The following is a 14653-nucleotide window of genomic DNA, read 5'->3' as shown; positions in this document are numbered from 1 at the left end:
CCAGGCTATTAAACAGTCAGGCGTAATCGGTGCCGCGAGGTTGTCCGCCGCCAGCGTGAAGTCGTCAGCGCACGATTGTGCGTGTCGGGAATTTACGCAGCTCACCCCGCCGGGGATGCCCTTATCAGGCAGACAGGCTGATCCTGTCAGAGCCGTGCCGGAGGCGCAGTCCGCAGCGCAGAGCGTCTGCACCCTGTAAAAGATCGGAGAATAGAGAAATGGCTGGACACAGTAAGTGGGCAAACACCAAACACCGTAAGGCGGCACAGGACGCCAAGCGCGGCAAAATCTTCACCAAAATTATTCGTGAACTGGTGACGGCAGCCAAGCTGGGCGGCGGTGATCCGGGCTCTAACCCGCGTCTGCGTGCCGCGATGGATAAAGCACTGGCGAACAACATGACGCGTGACACCATGGATCGCGCTATCGCCCGCGGTGTGGGCGGCGAAGACAACGCTAACATGGAAACTATCATCTACGAAGGCTACGGTCCGGGCGGCTCCGCCATCATGATCGAATGCCTGAGTGACAACCGTAACCGTACCGTGGGTGAAGTGCGTCATGCTTTCACCAAAACCGGTGGTAACCTTGGCACGGATGGCTCGGTGGCCTATCTGTTCAACAAAAAAGGCGTGATCTCCTATGCACCGGGTCAGGATGAAGATGCGGTGATGGAAGCGGCACTGGAAGCGGGCGCCGAAGATGTTGTCAGCTATGACGACGGCGCAATCGATGTGTTCACCGCCTGGGAAGAGATGGGCACGGTGCGTGATGCGCTGGAAGCCGCAGGCCTGAAAGCCGATACCGCCGAAGTGTCCATGATCCCGACCACCAAAGCGGAAATGGATGCCGAGACGGCACCAAAACTGCTGCGTCTGATCGACATGCTGGAAGATTGCGACGATGTGCAGGAGGTTTACCACAACGGTGAAATCTCAGACGAGGTGGCGGAAACGCTGTAATGGCGTCTGCTGTCATCACGTTAACCGGAGAAGCGTAATGTCGATTATCCTGGGTATCGATCCCGGCTCACGCATCACCGGTTATGGCGTTATCCGTCAGACTGGCCGCCAGCTCACTTATCTGGGCAGCGGCTGTATCCGCACCAATACCGCCGAGTTGCCCGCCAGACTGAAGCTGATCTACGCGGGCGTCTGTGAAATCATCACGCAGTTTTCACCCGATTTCTTCGCCATCGAACAGGTGTTTATGGCGAAGAATGCCGACTCGGCACTGAAACTGGGGCAGGCGCGCGGGGCCGCCATTGTGGCCGCGGTCAATCACGATTTGCCGGTGTTTGAATACGCTGCCCGTCAGGTTAAGCAGACGGTAGTCGGGATCGGCAGCGCCGAAAAGAGCCAGGTACAGCACATGGTGCGCACCCTGCTCAAGCTGCCCGCCAATCCGCAGGCGGATGCTGCTGATGCGCTGGCGATTGCTATCACGCACTGCCACGTCGCGCAGAATGCGGCACGGATGAGCGACAGCAAGCTGGTGCTGACGCGTGGACGATTACGTTCCGGTTAGCGACCCGCGCGCAGAGCTGACTCTCAGGCTGGATATTCATCCAGCCTTTTTTATGTTATAAAATCCGCCACATTCGTCAGTTAAGGAAGCATTCAGGTGATAGGTCGTTTACGGGGCAATATTCTGGAAAAGCAGCCGCCACTGGTGCTGCTTGAGGCACACGGCGTAGGCTATGAAATTCACATGCCCATGACCTGTTTTTATGAGCTGCCTGAACTTCAGCAGGAAGCCATAATTTTCACCCACTTCGTGGTACGTGAAGATGCTCAGCTGCTGTTTGGTTTCAACAGCAAGCAGGCGCGCGCACTGTTTCGTGAATTAATCAAAGTTAATGGCGTCGGGCCGAAGCTTGCGCTGGCCATCCTCTCCGGTATGTCAGCGCAGCAGTTTGTTACGGCGGTAGAGAAAGAGGAGATCGCCTCGCTGGTGAAACTGCCAGGCGTCGGTAAAAAGACCGCCGAGCGCCTGGTCGTTGAGATGAAAGACCGCTTCAAAGGGATGCACGGCGACTTGTTTGGTGGCGACGCCGCCTTTACCCTCACCACGCCGGGTCCGGAGCCGGAAACGAACGATGCCGAATCCGAAGCGGTTGCAGCGCTGGTATCCCTGGGTTATAAACCGCAGGAAGCGAGCCGTATGATCAGTAAAGTCGGTCGACCGGATGCGGATTGCGAAACGCTGATCCGCGAAGCACTCCGCGCCGCCATTTGAGGTAAGTCATGATTGAAGCCGACCGTCTGGTCTCTGCTGCCAGCGTTAACGAAGAAGAGTTGATCGACCGCGCAATACGCCCGAAACTGCTGAACGAATATGTCGGTCAGCCGCAGGTGCGCGAGCAGATGGAAATTTTCATCAAGGCAGCACAGCTGCGCGGCGATGCGCTCGATCACCTGCTGATCTTCGGGCCGCCGGGGCTGGGAAAAACCACGCTGGCGAACATCGTGGCCAACGAGATGGGCGTGAATCTGCGCACCACCTCTGGCCCGGTGCTGGAGAAGGCCGGCGATCTGGCCGCGATGCTGACCAACCTTGAACCGCATGACGTGCTGTTTATCGACGAAATTCATCGCCTTTCACCCGTTGTGGAAGAGGTGCTCTATCCGGCGATGGAAGATTATCAGCTGGACATCATGATTGGCGAAGGGCCGGCTGCGCGCTCGATCAAACTCGACCTGCCGCCGTTCACCCTGATTGGCGCCACGACCCGTGCAGGCTCGCTGACGTCGCCGCTGCGCGACCGTTTTGGCATCGTCCAGCGACTGGAGTTTTATCAGGTAAAGGATCTGCAGCACATCGTTGGCCGCAGCGCCGCCTGTCTCGGCCTGGCGCTGAGTGACGACGGGGCGCTGGAAATTGCCCGTCGTGCGCGCGGCACACCGCGCATCGCCAACCGCCTGCTGCGCCGGGTGCGTGACTTTGCCGAGGTGCGGGCCAATGGCGATCTCAGCGGTGAGGTTTCCTGCAGTGCGCTTGATATGCTGAATGTCGACAGTGAAGGGTTCGATTATATGGACCGCAAGCTGCTGCTGGCGATCATCGACAAGTTTATGGGCGGGCCGGTCGGGCTGGACAACCTTGCGGCGGCGATTGGTGAAGAGCGCGAAACCATTGAAGATGTGATTGAACCTTTCCTGATTCAGCAGGGATTCATTCAGCGCACGCCGCGTGGCCGCCTGGCCACGCAGCACGCGTACCGTCACTTCGGCATTACGCGCGAAGAGTAGTTACATGGCCGGTTTGCGCACCATGCTGATGATGAACAGGATGGCAGCGCAGAGTACCACGGACGGTCCGGCAGGGGTGTCGTAAAAGGCGGAGAAGGTCAGCCCGCCGGTGACGGCAATCACGCCGATGATTACGGCGGTGGCTGCCATCCCTTCCGGTGAACGCACGAAACGGCGCGCGGTCGCGGCCGGGATAATCAGCAGTGAGGTGATAATCAGTGCGCCGACAAACTTCATCGCCACCCCGATAGTCAGCGCCGTGACCAGCATCAGTATCAGGCGGGTGCGCTGAATGTTCACGCCATCGACCTGCGCCAGTTCCGGACTGATGGTCATCGACAGCAGGGAACGCCACTGCCACGCCATGACCAGCAGCACCACAATCACGCCGCCGCCCATCATCCAGAGATCGTCCGGCGTCACCGCCAGCAGATCGCCAAACAGATACGCCATCAGATCCACACGGACATTCTTCATCAGGCTGACCACCACCAGACCCAGAGACAGGGCGCTGTGCGCCATGATGCCCAGCAGAGTATCGATAGCCAGATGCGGACGGCGTTCCAGCCAGACCAGTCCCAGCGCCAGGCAGACGGTCACCAGAATCACCGCGTAGTAAGGATTTACGTTCAGCAGCAGGCCAAACGCCACCCCGAGCAGCGAGGCGTGCGCCAGCGTATCGCCAAAGTAGGACATCTTGCGCCAGACCACAAACGAACCCAGCGGACCGGCCGCCAGCGCCAGCATCACGCCGCCAATCCAGCCCGGTAACAACAACTCAATCATGATGAACCCTGTCCTTTGCGTAAAACGATACGTCCCTGAAGGTCGTGACGGTGATTGTGATGGTGACGGTAGATCGCCAGCTCCTGCGCGCCGCGCGGGCCGAACATCGCGATAAACTCCGGATGCTGCGAGACCGCCTCCGGCGTGCCGGAACAGCAGATGTGATGGTTCAGGCACAGGACTTCGTCGGTTTTTGCCATCACCAGGTGCAGATCGTGGGAAACCATCAGCACGCCACAATTCAGTTCAACGCGCAGCTGATTGATCAGGTCATAAAGTGCCACCTGACCGTTTACATCCACGCCCTGCATCGGTTCATCCAGCACCAGCAGCTGAGGCTGATTCAGCAGCGCACGCGCCAGCAGCACACGCTGGGTTTCACCACCCGAGAGTTTCTGCAGCGGTGAATGCAGCAGATGGCCCGCCTGCACCCGCTTCAGGGCGGGCAGGATGTCCGCATTTTTGCTGCCCCGCGTCAGACGCATAAAGCGTTCAACCGTGACCGGCAGGGTCGGATCGATATGCAGTTTCTGCGGAACATAGCCGACACGCAGGCCGGGCAGACGCTGAACGCTACCGCTGCTCGGGGCAAGCAGGCCGAGCACAACGCGCACCAGCGTAGATTTCCCGGCACCATTAGGACCCAGCAGGGTGAGAATACGACCCGGCTGCAAGGCCAGGCTGACGCCGGATAACACATTACGCTGGTTAAATTTTATCGAAACGTTTTCGAGTGTGACAAGTGAGGTCATAGTATTTACAGGTTGCACAGAATTTCGAATGTTATAATATCACATTCCACTTCATGGTCACGATGGAATGACGCAATATGTTACATAATAAAAAGGGCGCAATTTTCGCCTTGTCTGCTTTATCCGTTACCGCGCTGTTGAGCCTTCCTGCACAATCCGCTGTAGTGGCATCAATTAAACCGGTCGGCTTTATCGCCTCCGCCATTGCCGATGGGGTCACGCCGGTTGAAGTCCTGCTGCCGGACGGCGCGTCTGAGCACGACTATTCTCTGCGTCCCTCTGACGCAAAACGTTTAAAAAACGCAGAGTTAGTCGTCTGGGTCGGGCCTGAAATGGAAGCGTTTATGGCTAAATCTGTGGCTGAACTTCCGGCGCAAAAAAATCTCGCAATGGTCAACATCGACGGCGTAAAACCACTATTGATTAGCGGTGGTGAAGATGAAGATGAGCACGCAGCGGAAAAATCTGAAGATCATGAGGCCGAAGCGCACCATCATCATCATGGCGAGTTTAATATGCACCTGTGGTTGTCGCCAGAGATTGCGCGCAAGACCGCGGTTGCAATCCATGCAAAATTATTGGAACTTATGCCACAAGATAAAGCCAAACTTGACGCCAACCTCCAGCAGTTTGAGGTAGCGTTGGCGGACACGGACAAACGCGTCAGCGCACAGCTTGCTCCGGTTAAAAATAAAGGATATTTCGTTTTTCACGACGCTTACACGTACTTTGAAAAACACTACGGTCTCTCGCCTGCCGGGCACTTTACCGTGAATCCTGAAATTCAACCGGGCGCTCAGCGTTTACACCAGATACGAACACAGTTGGTTGAGCAAAAGGCGGTCTGCGTCTTTGCTGAGCCACAATTCAGGCCAGCAGTCATCGATGCTGTTGCCCGCGGAACGCAGGTGCGCAAAGGCACGCTCGACCCGCTGGGCACAGATATCAGCTTAGCCAAAGACAGCTATGTGAAATTCCTCTCACAACTGTCAAGCCAGTATGAACGCTGCCTGAATGGAGCATGAGGAATAGGTAAAAGTGCAGCAGATAGCCCGCTCTGTCGCCCTCGCATTTAACAATTTGCCGCGCCCCCACCGCGTTATGCTGGGTTCATTAACCGTTGTAACTCTGGCCGTCGCTGTCTGGCGGCCTTATGTTTACCATCCCACCGATGACGTGACACCGATTGTCAAAACCATCGATCTGGATAAAAACGAACTCCGAACGCTGTTGCCGGAAGCCAGTGAGCCGATTGATCAGAGCACGCCGGAACCGGACGAAGAGTTGCCTGCCGATGATGTCGACACCGATGTGCCGGAAACGGCAGGTGTCCACGACTATACCGTCTCCTCCGGTGATACGCTCAGCAGTGCCCTTAATCAGTATGGCATCGACATTGGCGACATCAACGCGCTGGTGGTGAGCGATCGCGATCTGCGTAATCTGCAGGTGGGTCAGCAACTGAGCTGGACGCTGGATGACGATGGCGGCCTGAAAACCCTGAATTGGGAGATTTCCCGCCGCGAAACCCGCATTTATGAGCGCACGCCGAAAGGCGGCTTTACAATGCGCGCCGAGATGCAGAAGGGCGAATGGCGCAACAGTGTAATGCAGGGTGAGGTGCGAGGCAGTTTCGCGGCCAGCGCTCAGCGTGCCGGTCTGACCGGCGCCGAAGCCAGTGGCGTCATTAAGGCGCTGCAGTGGCAGATGGATTTCCGCAAGCTGCGTGCGGGCGACCAGTTCAGCGTACTGATGTCACGTGAAATGCTGGATGGCAAGAGCGCGCAGAGTCAGTTGCTGGGTGTCCGCCTGCGCAGTGGGGGAAAAGATTACTACGCTTTCCGGGCTGAAGATGGCAAGTTCTACGATCGCAGTGGTTCCGGTCTGGCGCGCGGCTTTATGCGCTTCCCGACGGTGAAGCAGTATCGTGTGTCGTCGAACTTTAATCCGCGTCGTCTCAATCCGGTTACCGGTCGTATTGCACCCCACAAAGGGGTCGACTTTGCCCTGCCTATCGGCACGCCGGTACTGGCCGTGGGTGATGGCGAGATCGTCGTGGCGAAAAATGGCGGTGCGGCGGGTAACTATGTCGCGATTCGTCATGGCCGTCAGTACATGACACGTTACATGCACATGAAGAAAGTCCTGGTGAAGCCGGGCCAGAAGGTGAAGCGTGGCGACCGAATCGGTCTGTCAGGCAATACCGGACGTTCTACCGGGCCGCACCTGCATTTTGAAATCTGGATCAACAATCAGGCAGTGAACCCGTTAACCGCCAAACTTCCGCGTATGGAAGGTCTGACCGGCAAAGCGCGCAGCGATTATCTGGCGCAGGTGAAGACCTGGCTGCCTCAGCTTGGCCTGAAGTAAGCGGACTGGTCAGCGCATGTAAAAACCGACGGTTTTTCCGTCGGTTTTTGCTATCCGGCGCAGGACGATTGCAAATTTTCAGGTGGTCACTATCATTAGCCGGTCATTGCTTGAGGCGAGTGCATGGAAACCCGTAAAAAAAATAACATTGAATTTATTCCCGTTTTTGAACGTTCTTTTTTAAAACCACAATACTGGGGCAGCTGGCTGGCCATTGGCGCGCTGGCCGGGCTGGCTTATCTGCCGGCCAAAGTGCGCGATCCGCTGCTGGGTCGTTTAGGCCGCTTTGCCGGTAAGCTGGCAAAAGGGGCGCGTCGTCGTGCCCTGATTAACCTCTATTACTGTCTGCCGGAACTCAGCGAGGCGCAGCGCGCCACGGTGGTCGATGAGATGTTTGCGACTGCGCCGCAGGCGATGACCATGATGACCGAGCTGGTGCTGCGTGACCCGGCGCGTATCCGTGAGCGGGTTGAGTGGCATGGCCGTGAAATCATCGATCAGATGAAGGCTGAACAGCAGAATGTCATTTTTCTGGTGCCTCACGGCTGGGCGGTGGATATTCCTGCCATGCTGCTGGCGTCTGAAGGCCAGAAGATGGCAGCCATGTTCCACAATCAGAGTGACCCGCTGCTGGACTACGCCTGGAACACCGCTCGCCGTCGTTACGGTGGCCGGATGCACGCCCGGAATGACGGCATCAAACCTTTTATCAGTTCGGTACGACAGGGTTACTGGGGCTATTATCTGCCTGACCAGGATCACGGTGCTGAGCACAGCGAGTTTGTTGATTTCTTCGCAACCTATAAAGCGACGCTGCCTGCGGTAGGGCGGCTGATGAAGGTGTGCCGCGCCCGCGTGATCCCCCTGTTCCCGGTCTATAACAGCAAAACTCATAAGCTTGAGATCTATGTCCGTCCGCCGATGGACGATCTGCTTGAAGCCGATGACCGCCAGCTGGCCCGACGGATGAATGAGGAAGTCGAGGTGCTGGTCCGTCCGCATCCCGAACAGTACACCTGGATACTGAAGCTGCTCAAAACCCGTAAAGAGGGCGATATTGAACCCTATGCGCGCAAAGAGCTCTATCCACGCAAATAGCAGAAAGGCCGCGCAGGCGGCCTTTTTATTGTTATTCAATCCATGCCAGGCGTCGAAGACGTCAGATACAGGAAACCGGGGCGGGAAGCGTTACGTGTCAGGATGTCAGGCCTGCGATGCTTTGCCGAAGGCCTGAATGGACTCTGCGAACGGTTTTACAGTGCCTTCAGCGTGCTGCGACGTTTACGCTCGCGCATAAACAGCGTCACCAGCCCAAACCAGAGCACGCCGCTGGAAAAGTTGATCAGGCTGAACCACAACATGCCGCCGCTGAAGTAACCGCTCTTCGCCAGCTCAATCCCTGCCGCCAGTGTCATAATACTGATCATCCCCAGCATTGCCGCCACGCTGCCTTTACCTTCCTGACTCGCATAGAGCGTCAGGCGATAGAGTCCGGCGTTGACCATGCCCGCGCCAAAGGCGTAGAGGCTCAGCCCGGTCGTCACCAGCAGCCAGGCATGGCTGTTTAGCAGGCTTGCCACCAGCGCCAGACTCAGGCCGATCAGAATCGGCCAGGCGGCATACATCACCGGCCGCTCGATTGGCACCCGGCCGGCCAGTTTACTCAGCGTCAGGTTGCCTGCGATCATCGCCATAAACACCGGCAGCTGCAGCAGGGCATACTGCATGCGTGAGAGCCCCTCGTCATGCATCAGAATGACCGGGGAGAGCGCCACCCAGGTCAGAATCGGAATAAACACCAGCCCGATGGCAAACGAGCCCGACATCACCAGCCGGTCTTTCATCAGCCGGCCATAGTTACGCGCCAGATTGGGCAGGGCAATGGAATGACTGCGGTCGCCTGCGGTTTCCGGCATGACGCGCCACAGCACCGCAAACGCCACCACGCTACAGGCGGCAAACAGCCAGAACATGCTACGCCAGCTGCCCACGGTGAGCCACGCGGCACCGGCCAGCGGGCCAGCCAGCGGGGCCAGCAGCGCCACGTTAGCCATCAGCGCCATCATACGCACGGCCAGAGCTTCATCAAACGCCTCCTGAATCGCTGCGTAACCGACCGCGCCAATAAAGCAGAGGCTGATACCCTGAATAAAGCGCAGGCTGACAAACTCTTCAATTGAGCTGACCCAGTGGGTCAGAATACAGGCGACGGCAAAGAAGAGGATGCCCGTGAGCATCACCGGGCGGCGGCCATATTTATCAGAGAGCGGGCCGAGCAGCCATTGCAGCACCACGCCGCCAATCAGATAAGCAGTCAGTGAGGTAGAGACCCATTCCGCGCCGACGGAAAATTCGCGGGTGACGATCAGCATGCCCGGCTGGATCATGTCATGCGCGATATAGGTAGCAAATTCGAACAGCACCAACGCCAGAGGAAAGAGTAACATTCGGCCGGTAAGCTGGCCGATGGGGTGAAAACGGGCCATCTGGCCTCCTTGTCAGAAAAGAAAACGCGACTGCCAGGCAGTCGCGTTGTAGATTCTACACCGACAATGTTAACGCAGGCGCAATTAATCCACGCGCAGTACACGCGACGTGTTGGTGGTGCCGGTTGCCCCCATGACATCGCCCTGCGTCACAATGACCAGATCACCGGAGACCAGGAAGCCTTTGTCACGCAGCAGGTTAACGGCATCGTGTGCCGCCGCCACGCCGTCGTTGTTGCTGTCGAAGAAGACCGGCGTCACACCCCGGTAAAGTGCAGTGAGGTTCAGCGTGCGTTCATGGCGTGACATGGCGAAAATCGGCAGGCCCGACGTGATACGTGAGGTCATCAGCGGCGTACGACCTGACTCTGTCATGGTGATAATCGCCGTTACGCCCTGCAAATGGTTTGCGGCATACATCGAGGACATCGCGATCGTTTCTTCGATGTTGTCGAACTGCACATCCAGACGGTGCTTGGAGACGTTAACGCTGGGGATCTTCTCCGCGCCCAGACAGACCTTCGCCATCGCCGAGACGGTTTCAGCCGGGTACTGACCTGCCGCCGTTTCAGCGGAAAGCATAACCGCATCCGTTCCATCCAGTACGGCGTTCGCCACGTCCATGACTTCGGCCCGGGTTGGCATCGGATTGGTAATCATCGATTCCATCATCTGCGTCGCGGTAATAATGGTGCGGTTTAGCTGACGGGCGCGGCGGATCAACGCTTTCTGAATGCCGACCAGTTCCGGATCGCCAATCTCAACGCCCAGGTCGCCACGCGCAACCATCACGACATCTGACGCCAGAATAATGTCATCCATGGCTTCCTGGGTGGCGACAGCTTCAGCACGTTCCACTTTGGCGACCAGCTTCGCATCACAACCCGCCTCACGCGCCAGGCGGCGGGCCAGGTTCATATCTTCACCACAGCGTGGGAAGGAGACAGCCAGATAGTCGACCTGAATTTTCGCCGCGGTAATGATGTCAGCTTTATCTTTTTCGGTCAGTGCTTCTGCAGACAGGCCGCCACCCAGCTTATTGATGCCTTTGTTATTCGACAGCGGGCCACCTACGGTCACTTCCGTGAACACTTTCATCTGCTGAACTTCCAGAACCTTCAGCTGCACGCGGCCATCATCCAGCAGCAGGATATCGCCAGGCACCACATCTTCCGGCAGCCCTTTATAATCAATACCGACGCGCTCTTTGTCACCTTCGCCTTTACCCAGGCTGGCATCCAGCAGAAAACGGTCACCGATATTCAGGAAAACTTTACCTTCCTTAAAGGTCGACACGCGGATTTTTGGGCCCTGCAGGTCGCCGAGGATAGCGACGTGGCGACCCAGTTTTGCGGCGATTTCGCGCACCTTATCGGCACGTAACTGATGATCTTCTGGCGTGCCGTGAGAGAAGTTGAGACGTACAACGTTCGCACCGGCGGCGATGATTTTTTCGAGGTTATTATCACGATCGGTAGCCGGGCCGAGGGTTGTAACGATTTTGGTTCTTCTGAGACGTCTTGACATCGAGGACTCCGTAAACATTTAAGCGTGCCCCGGTGGGAGGACACAACAGGGTTATCTATTCTATATGATCGATGGGTTGTGATACGACTCACATTGTAAATGTGATGTTAATTATTTGCTGATTATCCTCTTCCCGCGGTGTGAGCTTTTAATAACACGACGCTTTAAATGCCTTTTTCACGCCCTTCAGGTTTCCCCAAAGGGGCGACCGTTCCAGGCAAGAACCCGTCGCCGGAACAGCGATCGCGGTCAGCTGCGCCAGGCACAATACCATCGGCAAACAGGCATCAGTCTCTCCCGGCAGATCAGGCATAAAGCAATTGCTTCATGAGCCGGAATAAATCGTGAGGCGTGATGACAATAATGGTGGAACCGTTTACACGGGCCAGGCGAGCCAGTTCTACCATATTTTTTATGCGCCAAGAATGTGAAATGAGAACAAAAACGTCACCGGCTCGACTATTTACGCAACTCATGCGCTGGATCACAATATCGCCTGGGCTGACGGCCAACAGACTTACGCGCGGAGTGGTAAAGGCATTGCGCACAATCATTCTGTCAATCGCCGGTCATAAAAGGCATATCTGCTGGCCTGCACGGGTCAGATGACGCGGTGGCAGAGGCGGGCTGTTCAGCTGACGCTGATCGGGTTGCAGACCGGTCTGGGTCGCTTCAGCGTCGGGGGGAGTCGCTCTCTGCCTGATTGTCGCCGACCCTTACGCCTTACCCGTTCGTGTCTGTTATCAGAGGCGGCGCCTGGCCCTGATGCCGGAAAAGCAAGGCCCGGTCATGTCTGTACGTTTCAATTATTGCAGTTGCCGATAAGGGAAGAATGAAACGCTGTCGCATTCACACCTGGCAAACGCAACGGCGGACAAGCCAGCCGCCGCCTGATTTGCGATACTTTGTTCTGTGCCAGCACCTCTGACACCCGCAGAAACAGAAAAAATTCGCCATCCGCACGGGTCATCACACGCACCAGGCTTATCCGGTTCAGAGTTAATGCGGTTGACCCGGCGAGTCGGTTTACCTGGCGCGGGGAAAAAAGTAGAGTGTGCTCAGTAAAATAATAACCTGGACCCGGTGGCGAAGGATGCATCCCCACCGGACTATCCTGCAATGAGGAGAGGAAAATGGCGGTAACACAAACAGCCCAGGCATGCGATCTGGTGATTTTCGGTGCCAAAGGCGATCTTGCACGCCGTAAACTGTTGCCTTCACTGTATCAGTTAGAGAAAGCGGGGCAGATCCACGCTGAAACCCGCATCATTGGGGTGGGCCGTGCCGAGTGGGACAAAGCGGAATACACCAAAGTGGTACGTGAAGCGCTGGAAACCTTCATGAAGGAGAAGATTGACGAAGCGCTGTGGGACAAACTCAGCAATCGTCTCGACTTCTGCAACCTCGACGTTAACGACACCACGCACTTCCCGAAACTGGGCAAGATGCTGGACCAGAAGAACCGCACCACCATTAACTACTTTGCGATGCCGCCAAGTACGTTTGGCGCGATCTGTCAGGGGCTGGGCACCGCGAAGCTGAATGCAAAACCGGCGCGCGTGGTAATGGAGAAGCCGCTGGGCACCTCGCTGGAGACCTCGCAGGAGATCAACGACAGCGTTGGCGAATATTTTGATGAAAGCCAGGTGTTCCGTATCGACCACTATCTCGGCAAAGAGACCGTGCTGAACCTGCTGGCGCTGCGTTTTGCCAACTCTATCTTCGTCAACAACTGGGATAACCGCACCATCGACCACGTGCAGATCACCGTGGCCGAAGAGGTGGGGATCGAAGGCCGCTGGGGTTACTTCGACAAAGCCGGTCAGATGCGTGACATGATCCAGAACCACCTGCTGCAGATCCTGACCATGATCGCTATGTCGCCGCCATCCGATCTCAGCGCTGACAGCATCCGTGATGAGAAAGTTAAAGTCCTGCGCTCGCTGCGCCGCATCGACCAGACCAACGTGCGCGAAAAAACCGTTCGCGGTCAGTACACCGCAGGCTTCGTACAGGGTAAAAAAGTGCCGGGCTATCTGGAAGAAGAGGGGGCGAATAAGTCCAGCTCAACGGAGACCTTTGTGGCTATCCGCGTGGATATCGACAACTGGCGCTGGGCGGGCGTCCCGTTCTACCTGCGTACCGGTAAGCGTCTGCCGACCAAATGCTCCGAAGTCGTGGTTTATTTCAAAAACCCGGAAATGAACCTGTTCAAGGATTCCTACTCTGAGCTGCCGCAGAACAAGCTGACGATTCGTCTGCAGCCGGATGAAGGGGTGGATATCGAAATCCTGAACAAAGTGCCGGGTCTGGATCACAAGCATAAGCTGCAGACCACCAAGCTGGACCTGAGCTACTCCGAAACCTTTAACCAGTCGCACCTGGCCGATGCCTACGAGCGTCTGCTGCTGGAAAGCATGCGCGGTATTCAGGCGCTGTTTGTCCGCCGTGATGAGGTGGAAGCGGCGTGGACCTATGTGGACTCCATCATTAACGCCTGGGCCGCCGATGGCGACTCGTCCAAGCCGTATCAGGCGGGAACCTGGGGGCCGGTGGCATCGGTCGCGATGATCACCCGCGACGGTCGTTCCTGGAATGAGTTTGAATAACTGACGTCATGAGAAAGCCCGCAATGCGGGCTTTTTTTGGGCCGGTGCCCGCCCGCCTGAGACAGAGAAAAATGAACTGCTGTTTCAAAATAATGGCTGAATGATAGACGCTCAGGAAGCGGATCATGTATGGTAGTGACGAAATTTACAGGGCAGGAGCGGATGCTCCATGATCGGGCCGCAATCCCGATGTTATCCGACAAGGGGAATTGATGAAAAACTGGAAAATGAGTGCTGAACAGATTCTGACCACCGGACCCGTGGTGCCGGTCATCGTTGTCAATAAGCTGGAGCATGCGGTGCCGATGGCGAAGGCGCTGGTGGCAGGTGGCGTGAAAGTGCTGGAAGTCACGCTGCGCACGCCTGTCGCGATGGATGCCCTGCGTGCGATGATCAGGGAGGTGCCGGAGGCAATCGTCGGCGCGGGCACGGTCATCAACCCGCAACAGCTGCAGGAAGTCACCGAGGCTGGTGCGCAGTTTGTCATCAGCCCTGGCGTAACGGAATCCCTGCTCAAAGCCGCCGTCGAAGGGCCGGTTCCGTTGATTCCGGGGATCAGCACCGTCTCTGAATTAATGACCGGTATGGACTACGGTTTACGCGAATTTAAGTTTTTCCCGGCGGAAGCGAATGGCGGGGTAAAAGCGCTGCAGGCGATTGGCGGGCCATTCCCGCAGGTGCGTTTCTGTCCGACCGGCGGCATCTCTCCCGCAAATTACCGTGACTATCTGGCGCTGAAAAGCGTGCTCTGCATCGGCGGCTCCTGGCTGGTGCCGAACGACGCACTGGAAGCGGGCGACTGGGATCGCATCACCCGCCTGGCTCGTGAAGCCGTAGCGGGCGCGAAGTAAGTGATGGCGGTGAGCGTCTGC

Annotated in this window: 14 protein-coding genes; 9 read left to right on the top strand and 5 right to left on the bottom strand. The window is 57.0% G+C overall.

Features of this window, described 5'->3' with window-relative positions:
• Positions 1-218: 218 nt before the first annotated feature.
• From ACLHDD_RS07710 to ruvB, 4 genes are all read left to right on the top strand, one after another.
• A complete protein-coding gene (locus tag ACLHDD_RS07710; RefSeq protein WP_427103634.1) occupies positions 219-962 on the top strand; it encodes a YebC/PmpR family DNA-binding transcriptional regulator in 744 nt (247 codons plus the stop codon).
• A gap of 37 nt (positions 963-999) precedes the next feature.
• Positions 1000-1527: a crossover junction endodeoxyribonuclease RuvC gene (gene ruvC, locus ACLHDD_RS07705; RefSeq protein ID WP_111139784.1), complete on the top strand. Its 528-nt coding sequence runs from the start codon at positions 1000-1002 to the stop codon at positions 1525-1527.
• A gap of 96 nt (positions 1528-1623) precedes the next feature.
• Positions 1624-2238: a Holliday junction branch migration protein RuvA gene (ruvA, locus tag ACLHDD_RS07700; RefSeq protein WP_427103633.1), complete on the top strand. Its 615-nt coding sequence runs from the start codon at positions 1624-1626 to the stop codon at positions 2236-2238.
• Positions 2239-2246: 8 nt separating this feature from the next.
• Positions 2247-3251 carry a Holliday junction branch migration DNA helicase RuvB gene (gene ruvB / locus ACLHDD_RS07695; RefSeq protein WP_111139782.1) on the top strand — a complete coding sequence of 335 codons (1005 nt, stop codon included), beginning with the start codon at positions 2247-2249 and terminating at the stop codon, positions 3249-3251.
• Here ruvB and znuB read toward each other — a convergent pair whose 3' ends face one another.
• A complete protein-coding gene (znuB, locus tag ACLHDD_RS07690; protein ID WP_427103632.1) occupies positions 3252-4037 on the bottom strand; it encodes a zinc ABC transporter permease subunit ZnuB in 786 nt (261 codons plus the stop codon).
• Positions 4034-4789, bottom strand: coding sequence for a zinc ABC transporter ATP-binding protein ZnuC (gene znuC, locus ACLHDD_RS07685; protein ID WP_427103631.1), 756 nt, complete (start codon positions 4787-4789; stop codon positions 4034-4036). Before znuC ends, znuB begins: the two co-directional genes overlap by 4 nt.
• 77 nt (positions 4790-4866) lie before the next feature.
• On the opposite strand from znuC, the gene znuA reads away from it, so the two are divergent.
• The 3 genes from znuA (at position 4867) to lpxM (ending at position 8257) form a co-directional block, all read left to right on the top strand.
• Positions 4867-5814 carry a zinc ABC transporter substrate-binding protein ZnuA gene (gene znuA, locus ACLHDD_RS07680; protein WP_427103630.1) on the top strand — a complete coding sequence of 316 codons (948 nt, stop codon included), beginning with the start codon at positions 4867-4869 and terminating at the stop codon, positions 5812-5814.
• Positions 5815-5827: 13 nt separating this feature from the next.
• Complete coding sequence (gene mepM / locus ACLHDD_RS07675) at positions 5828-7159, top strand: murein DD-endopeptidase MepM (protein WP_427103629.1); 1332 nt, start codon at positions 5828-5830, stop codon at positions 7157-7159.
• A 123-nt stretch (positions 7160-7282) separates the two neighbouring features.
• Positions 7283-8257 carry a lauroyl-Kdo(2)-lipid IV(A) myristoyltransferase gene (gene lpxM, locus ACLHDD_RS07670; protein WP_427103628.1) on the top strand — a complete coding sequence of 325 codons (975 nt, stop codon included), beginning with the start codon at positions 7283-7285 and terminating at the stop codon, positions 8255-8257.
• Positions 8258-8412: 155 nt separating this feature from the next.
• Here the strand turns inward: lpxM and ACLHDD_RS07665 are convergent, their stop codons facing one another.
• The 3 genes from ACLHDD_RS07665 to ACLHDD_RS07655 all read right to left on the bottom strand — a co-directional run bounded on the left by ACLHDD_RS07665 (position 8413) and on the right by ACLHDD_RS07655 (position 11726).
• Entirely contained in the window at positions 8413-9645 is a 1233-nt protein-coding gene (locus ACLHDD_RS07665; protein ID WP_427103627.1) for an MFS transporter, read from the bottom strand.
• Positions 9646-9729: 84 nt separating this feature from the next.
• Positions 9730-11172, bottom strand: coding sequence for a pyruvate kinase (gene pyk, locus ACLHDD_RS07660; protein ID WP_427103626.1), 1443 nt, complete (start codon positions 11170-11172; stop codon positions 9730-9732).
• 305 nt (positions 11173-11477) lie between these two features.
• Positions 11478-11726 carry an SIS domain-containing protein gene (locus tag ACLHDD_RS07655; RefSeq protein WP_427103625.1) on the bottom strand — a complete coding sequence of 83 codons (249 nt, stop codon included), beginning with the start codon at positions 11724-11726 and terminating at the stop codon, positions 11478-11480.
• Positions 11727-12305: 579 nt separating this feature from the next.
• On the opposite strand from ACLHDD_RS07655, the gene zwf reads away from it, so the two are divergent.
• Positions 12306-13781 (top strand): glucose-6-phosphate dehydrogenase, encoded by a 1476-nt coding sequence (zwf, locus tag ACLHDD_RS07650; RefSeq protein WP_111139774.1) that lies wholly within the window; start codon positions 12306-12308, stop codon positions 13779-13781.
• Positions 13782-13993: 212 nt separating this feature from the next.
• Complete coding sequence (locus tag ACLHDD_RS07645) at positions 13994-14632, top strand: bifunctional 4-hydroxy-2-oxoglutarate aldolase/2-dehydro-3-deoxy-phosphogluconate aldolase (protein WP_427103624.1); 639 nt, start codon at positions 13994-13996, stop codon at positions 14630-14632.
• Positions 14633-14653: the final 21 nt, after the last annotated feature.

Source organism: Pantoea sp. NSTU24 (assembly GCF_050157905.1).
GTDB lineage: Bacteria > Pseudomonadota > Gammaproteobacteria > Enterobacterales > Enterobacteriaceae > Pantoea.
The sequence above is the reverse complement of the archived record's forward strand: the minus strand, read 5'-3'. Positions and strand labels throughout refer to the sequence as shown.

Excerpts from the sequence above, each read along its gene's own strand:
- pyk (WP_427103626.1), bottom strand. The coding sequence starts at position 11,172 with ATGTCAAGACGTCTCAGAAGAACCAAAATCGTTACAACCCTCGGCCCG.
- ruvB (WP_111139782.1), top strand. The coding sequence starts at position 2,247 with ATGATTGAAGCCGACCGTCTGGTCTCTGCTGCCAGCGTTAACGAAGAA.
- lpxM (WP_427103628.1), top strand. The coding sequence starts at position 7,283 with ATGGAAACCCGTAAAAAAAATAACATTGAATTTATTCCCGTTTTTGAA.
- zwf (WP_111139774.1), top strand. The coding sequence starts at position 12,306 with ATGGCGGTAACACAAACAGCCCAGGCATGCGATCTGGTGATTTTCGGT.
- ACLHDD_RS07645 (WP_427103624.1), top strand. The coding sequence starts at position 13,994 with ATGAAAAACTGGAAAATGAGTGCTGAACAGATTCTGACCACCGGACCC.
- znuB (WP_427103632.1), bottom strand. The coding sequence starts at position 4,037 with ATGATTGAGTTGTTGTTACCGGGCTGGATTGGCGGCGTGATGCTGGCG.
- znuA (WP_427103630.1), top strand. The coding sequence starts at position 4,867 with ATGTTACATAATAAAAAGGGCGCAATTTTCGCCTTGTCTGCTTTATCC.
- ACLHDD_RS07710 (WP_427103634.1), top strand. The coding sequence starts at position 219 with ATGGCTGGACACAGTAAGTGGGCAAACACCAAACACCGTAAGGCGGCA.
- ACLHDD_RS07655 (WP_427103625.1), bottom strand. The coding sequence starts at position 11,726 with ATGATTGTGCGCAATGCCTTTACCACTCCGCGCGTAAGTCTGTTGGCC.
- ruvC (WP_111139784.1), top strand. The coding sequence starts at position 1,000 with ATGTCGATTATCCTGGGTATCGATCCCGGCTCACGCATCACCGGTTAT.
- ACLHDD_RS07665 (WP_427103627.1), bottom strand. The coding sequence starts at position 9,645 with ATGGCCCGTTTTCACCCCATCGGCCAGCTTACCGGCCGAATGTTACTC.
- znuC (WP_427103631.1), bottom strand. The coding sequence starts at position 4,789 with ATGACCTCACTTGTCACACTCGAAAACGTTTCGATAAAATTTAACCAG.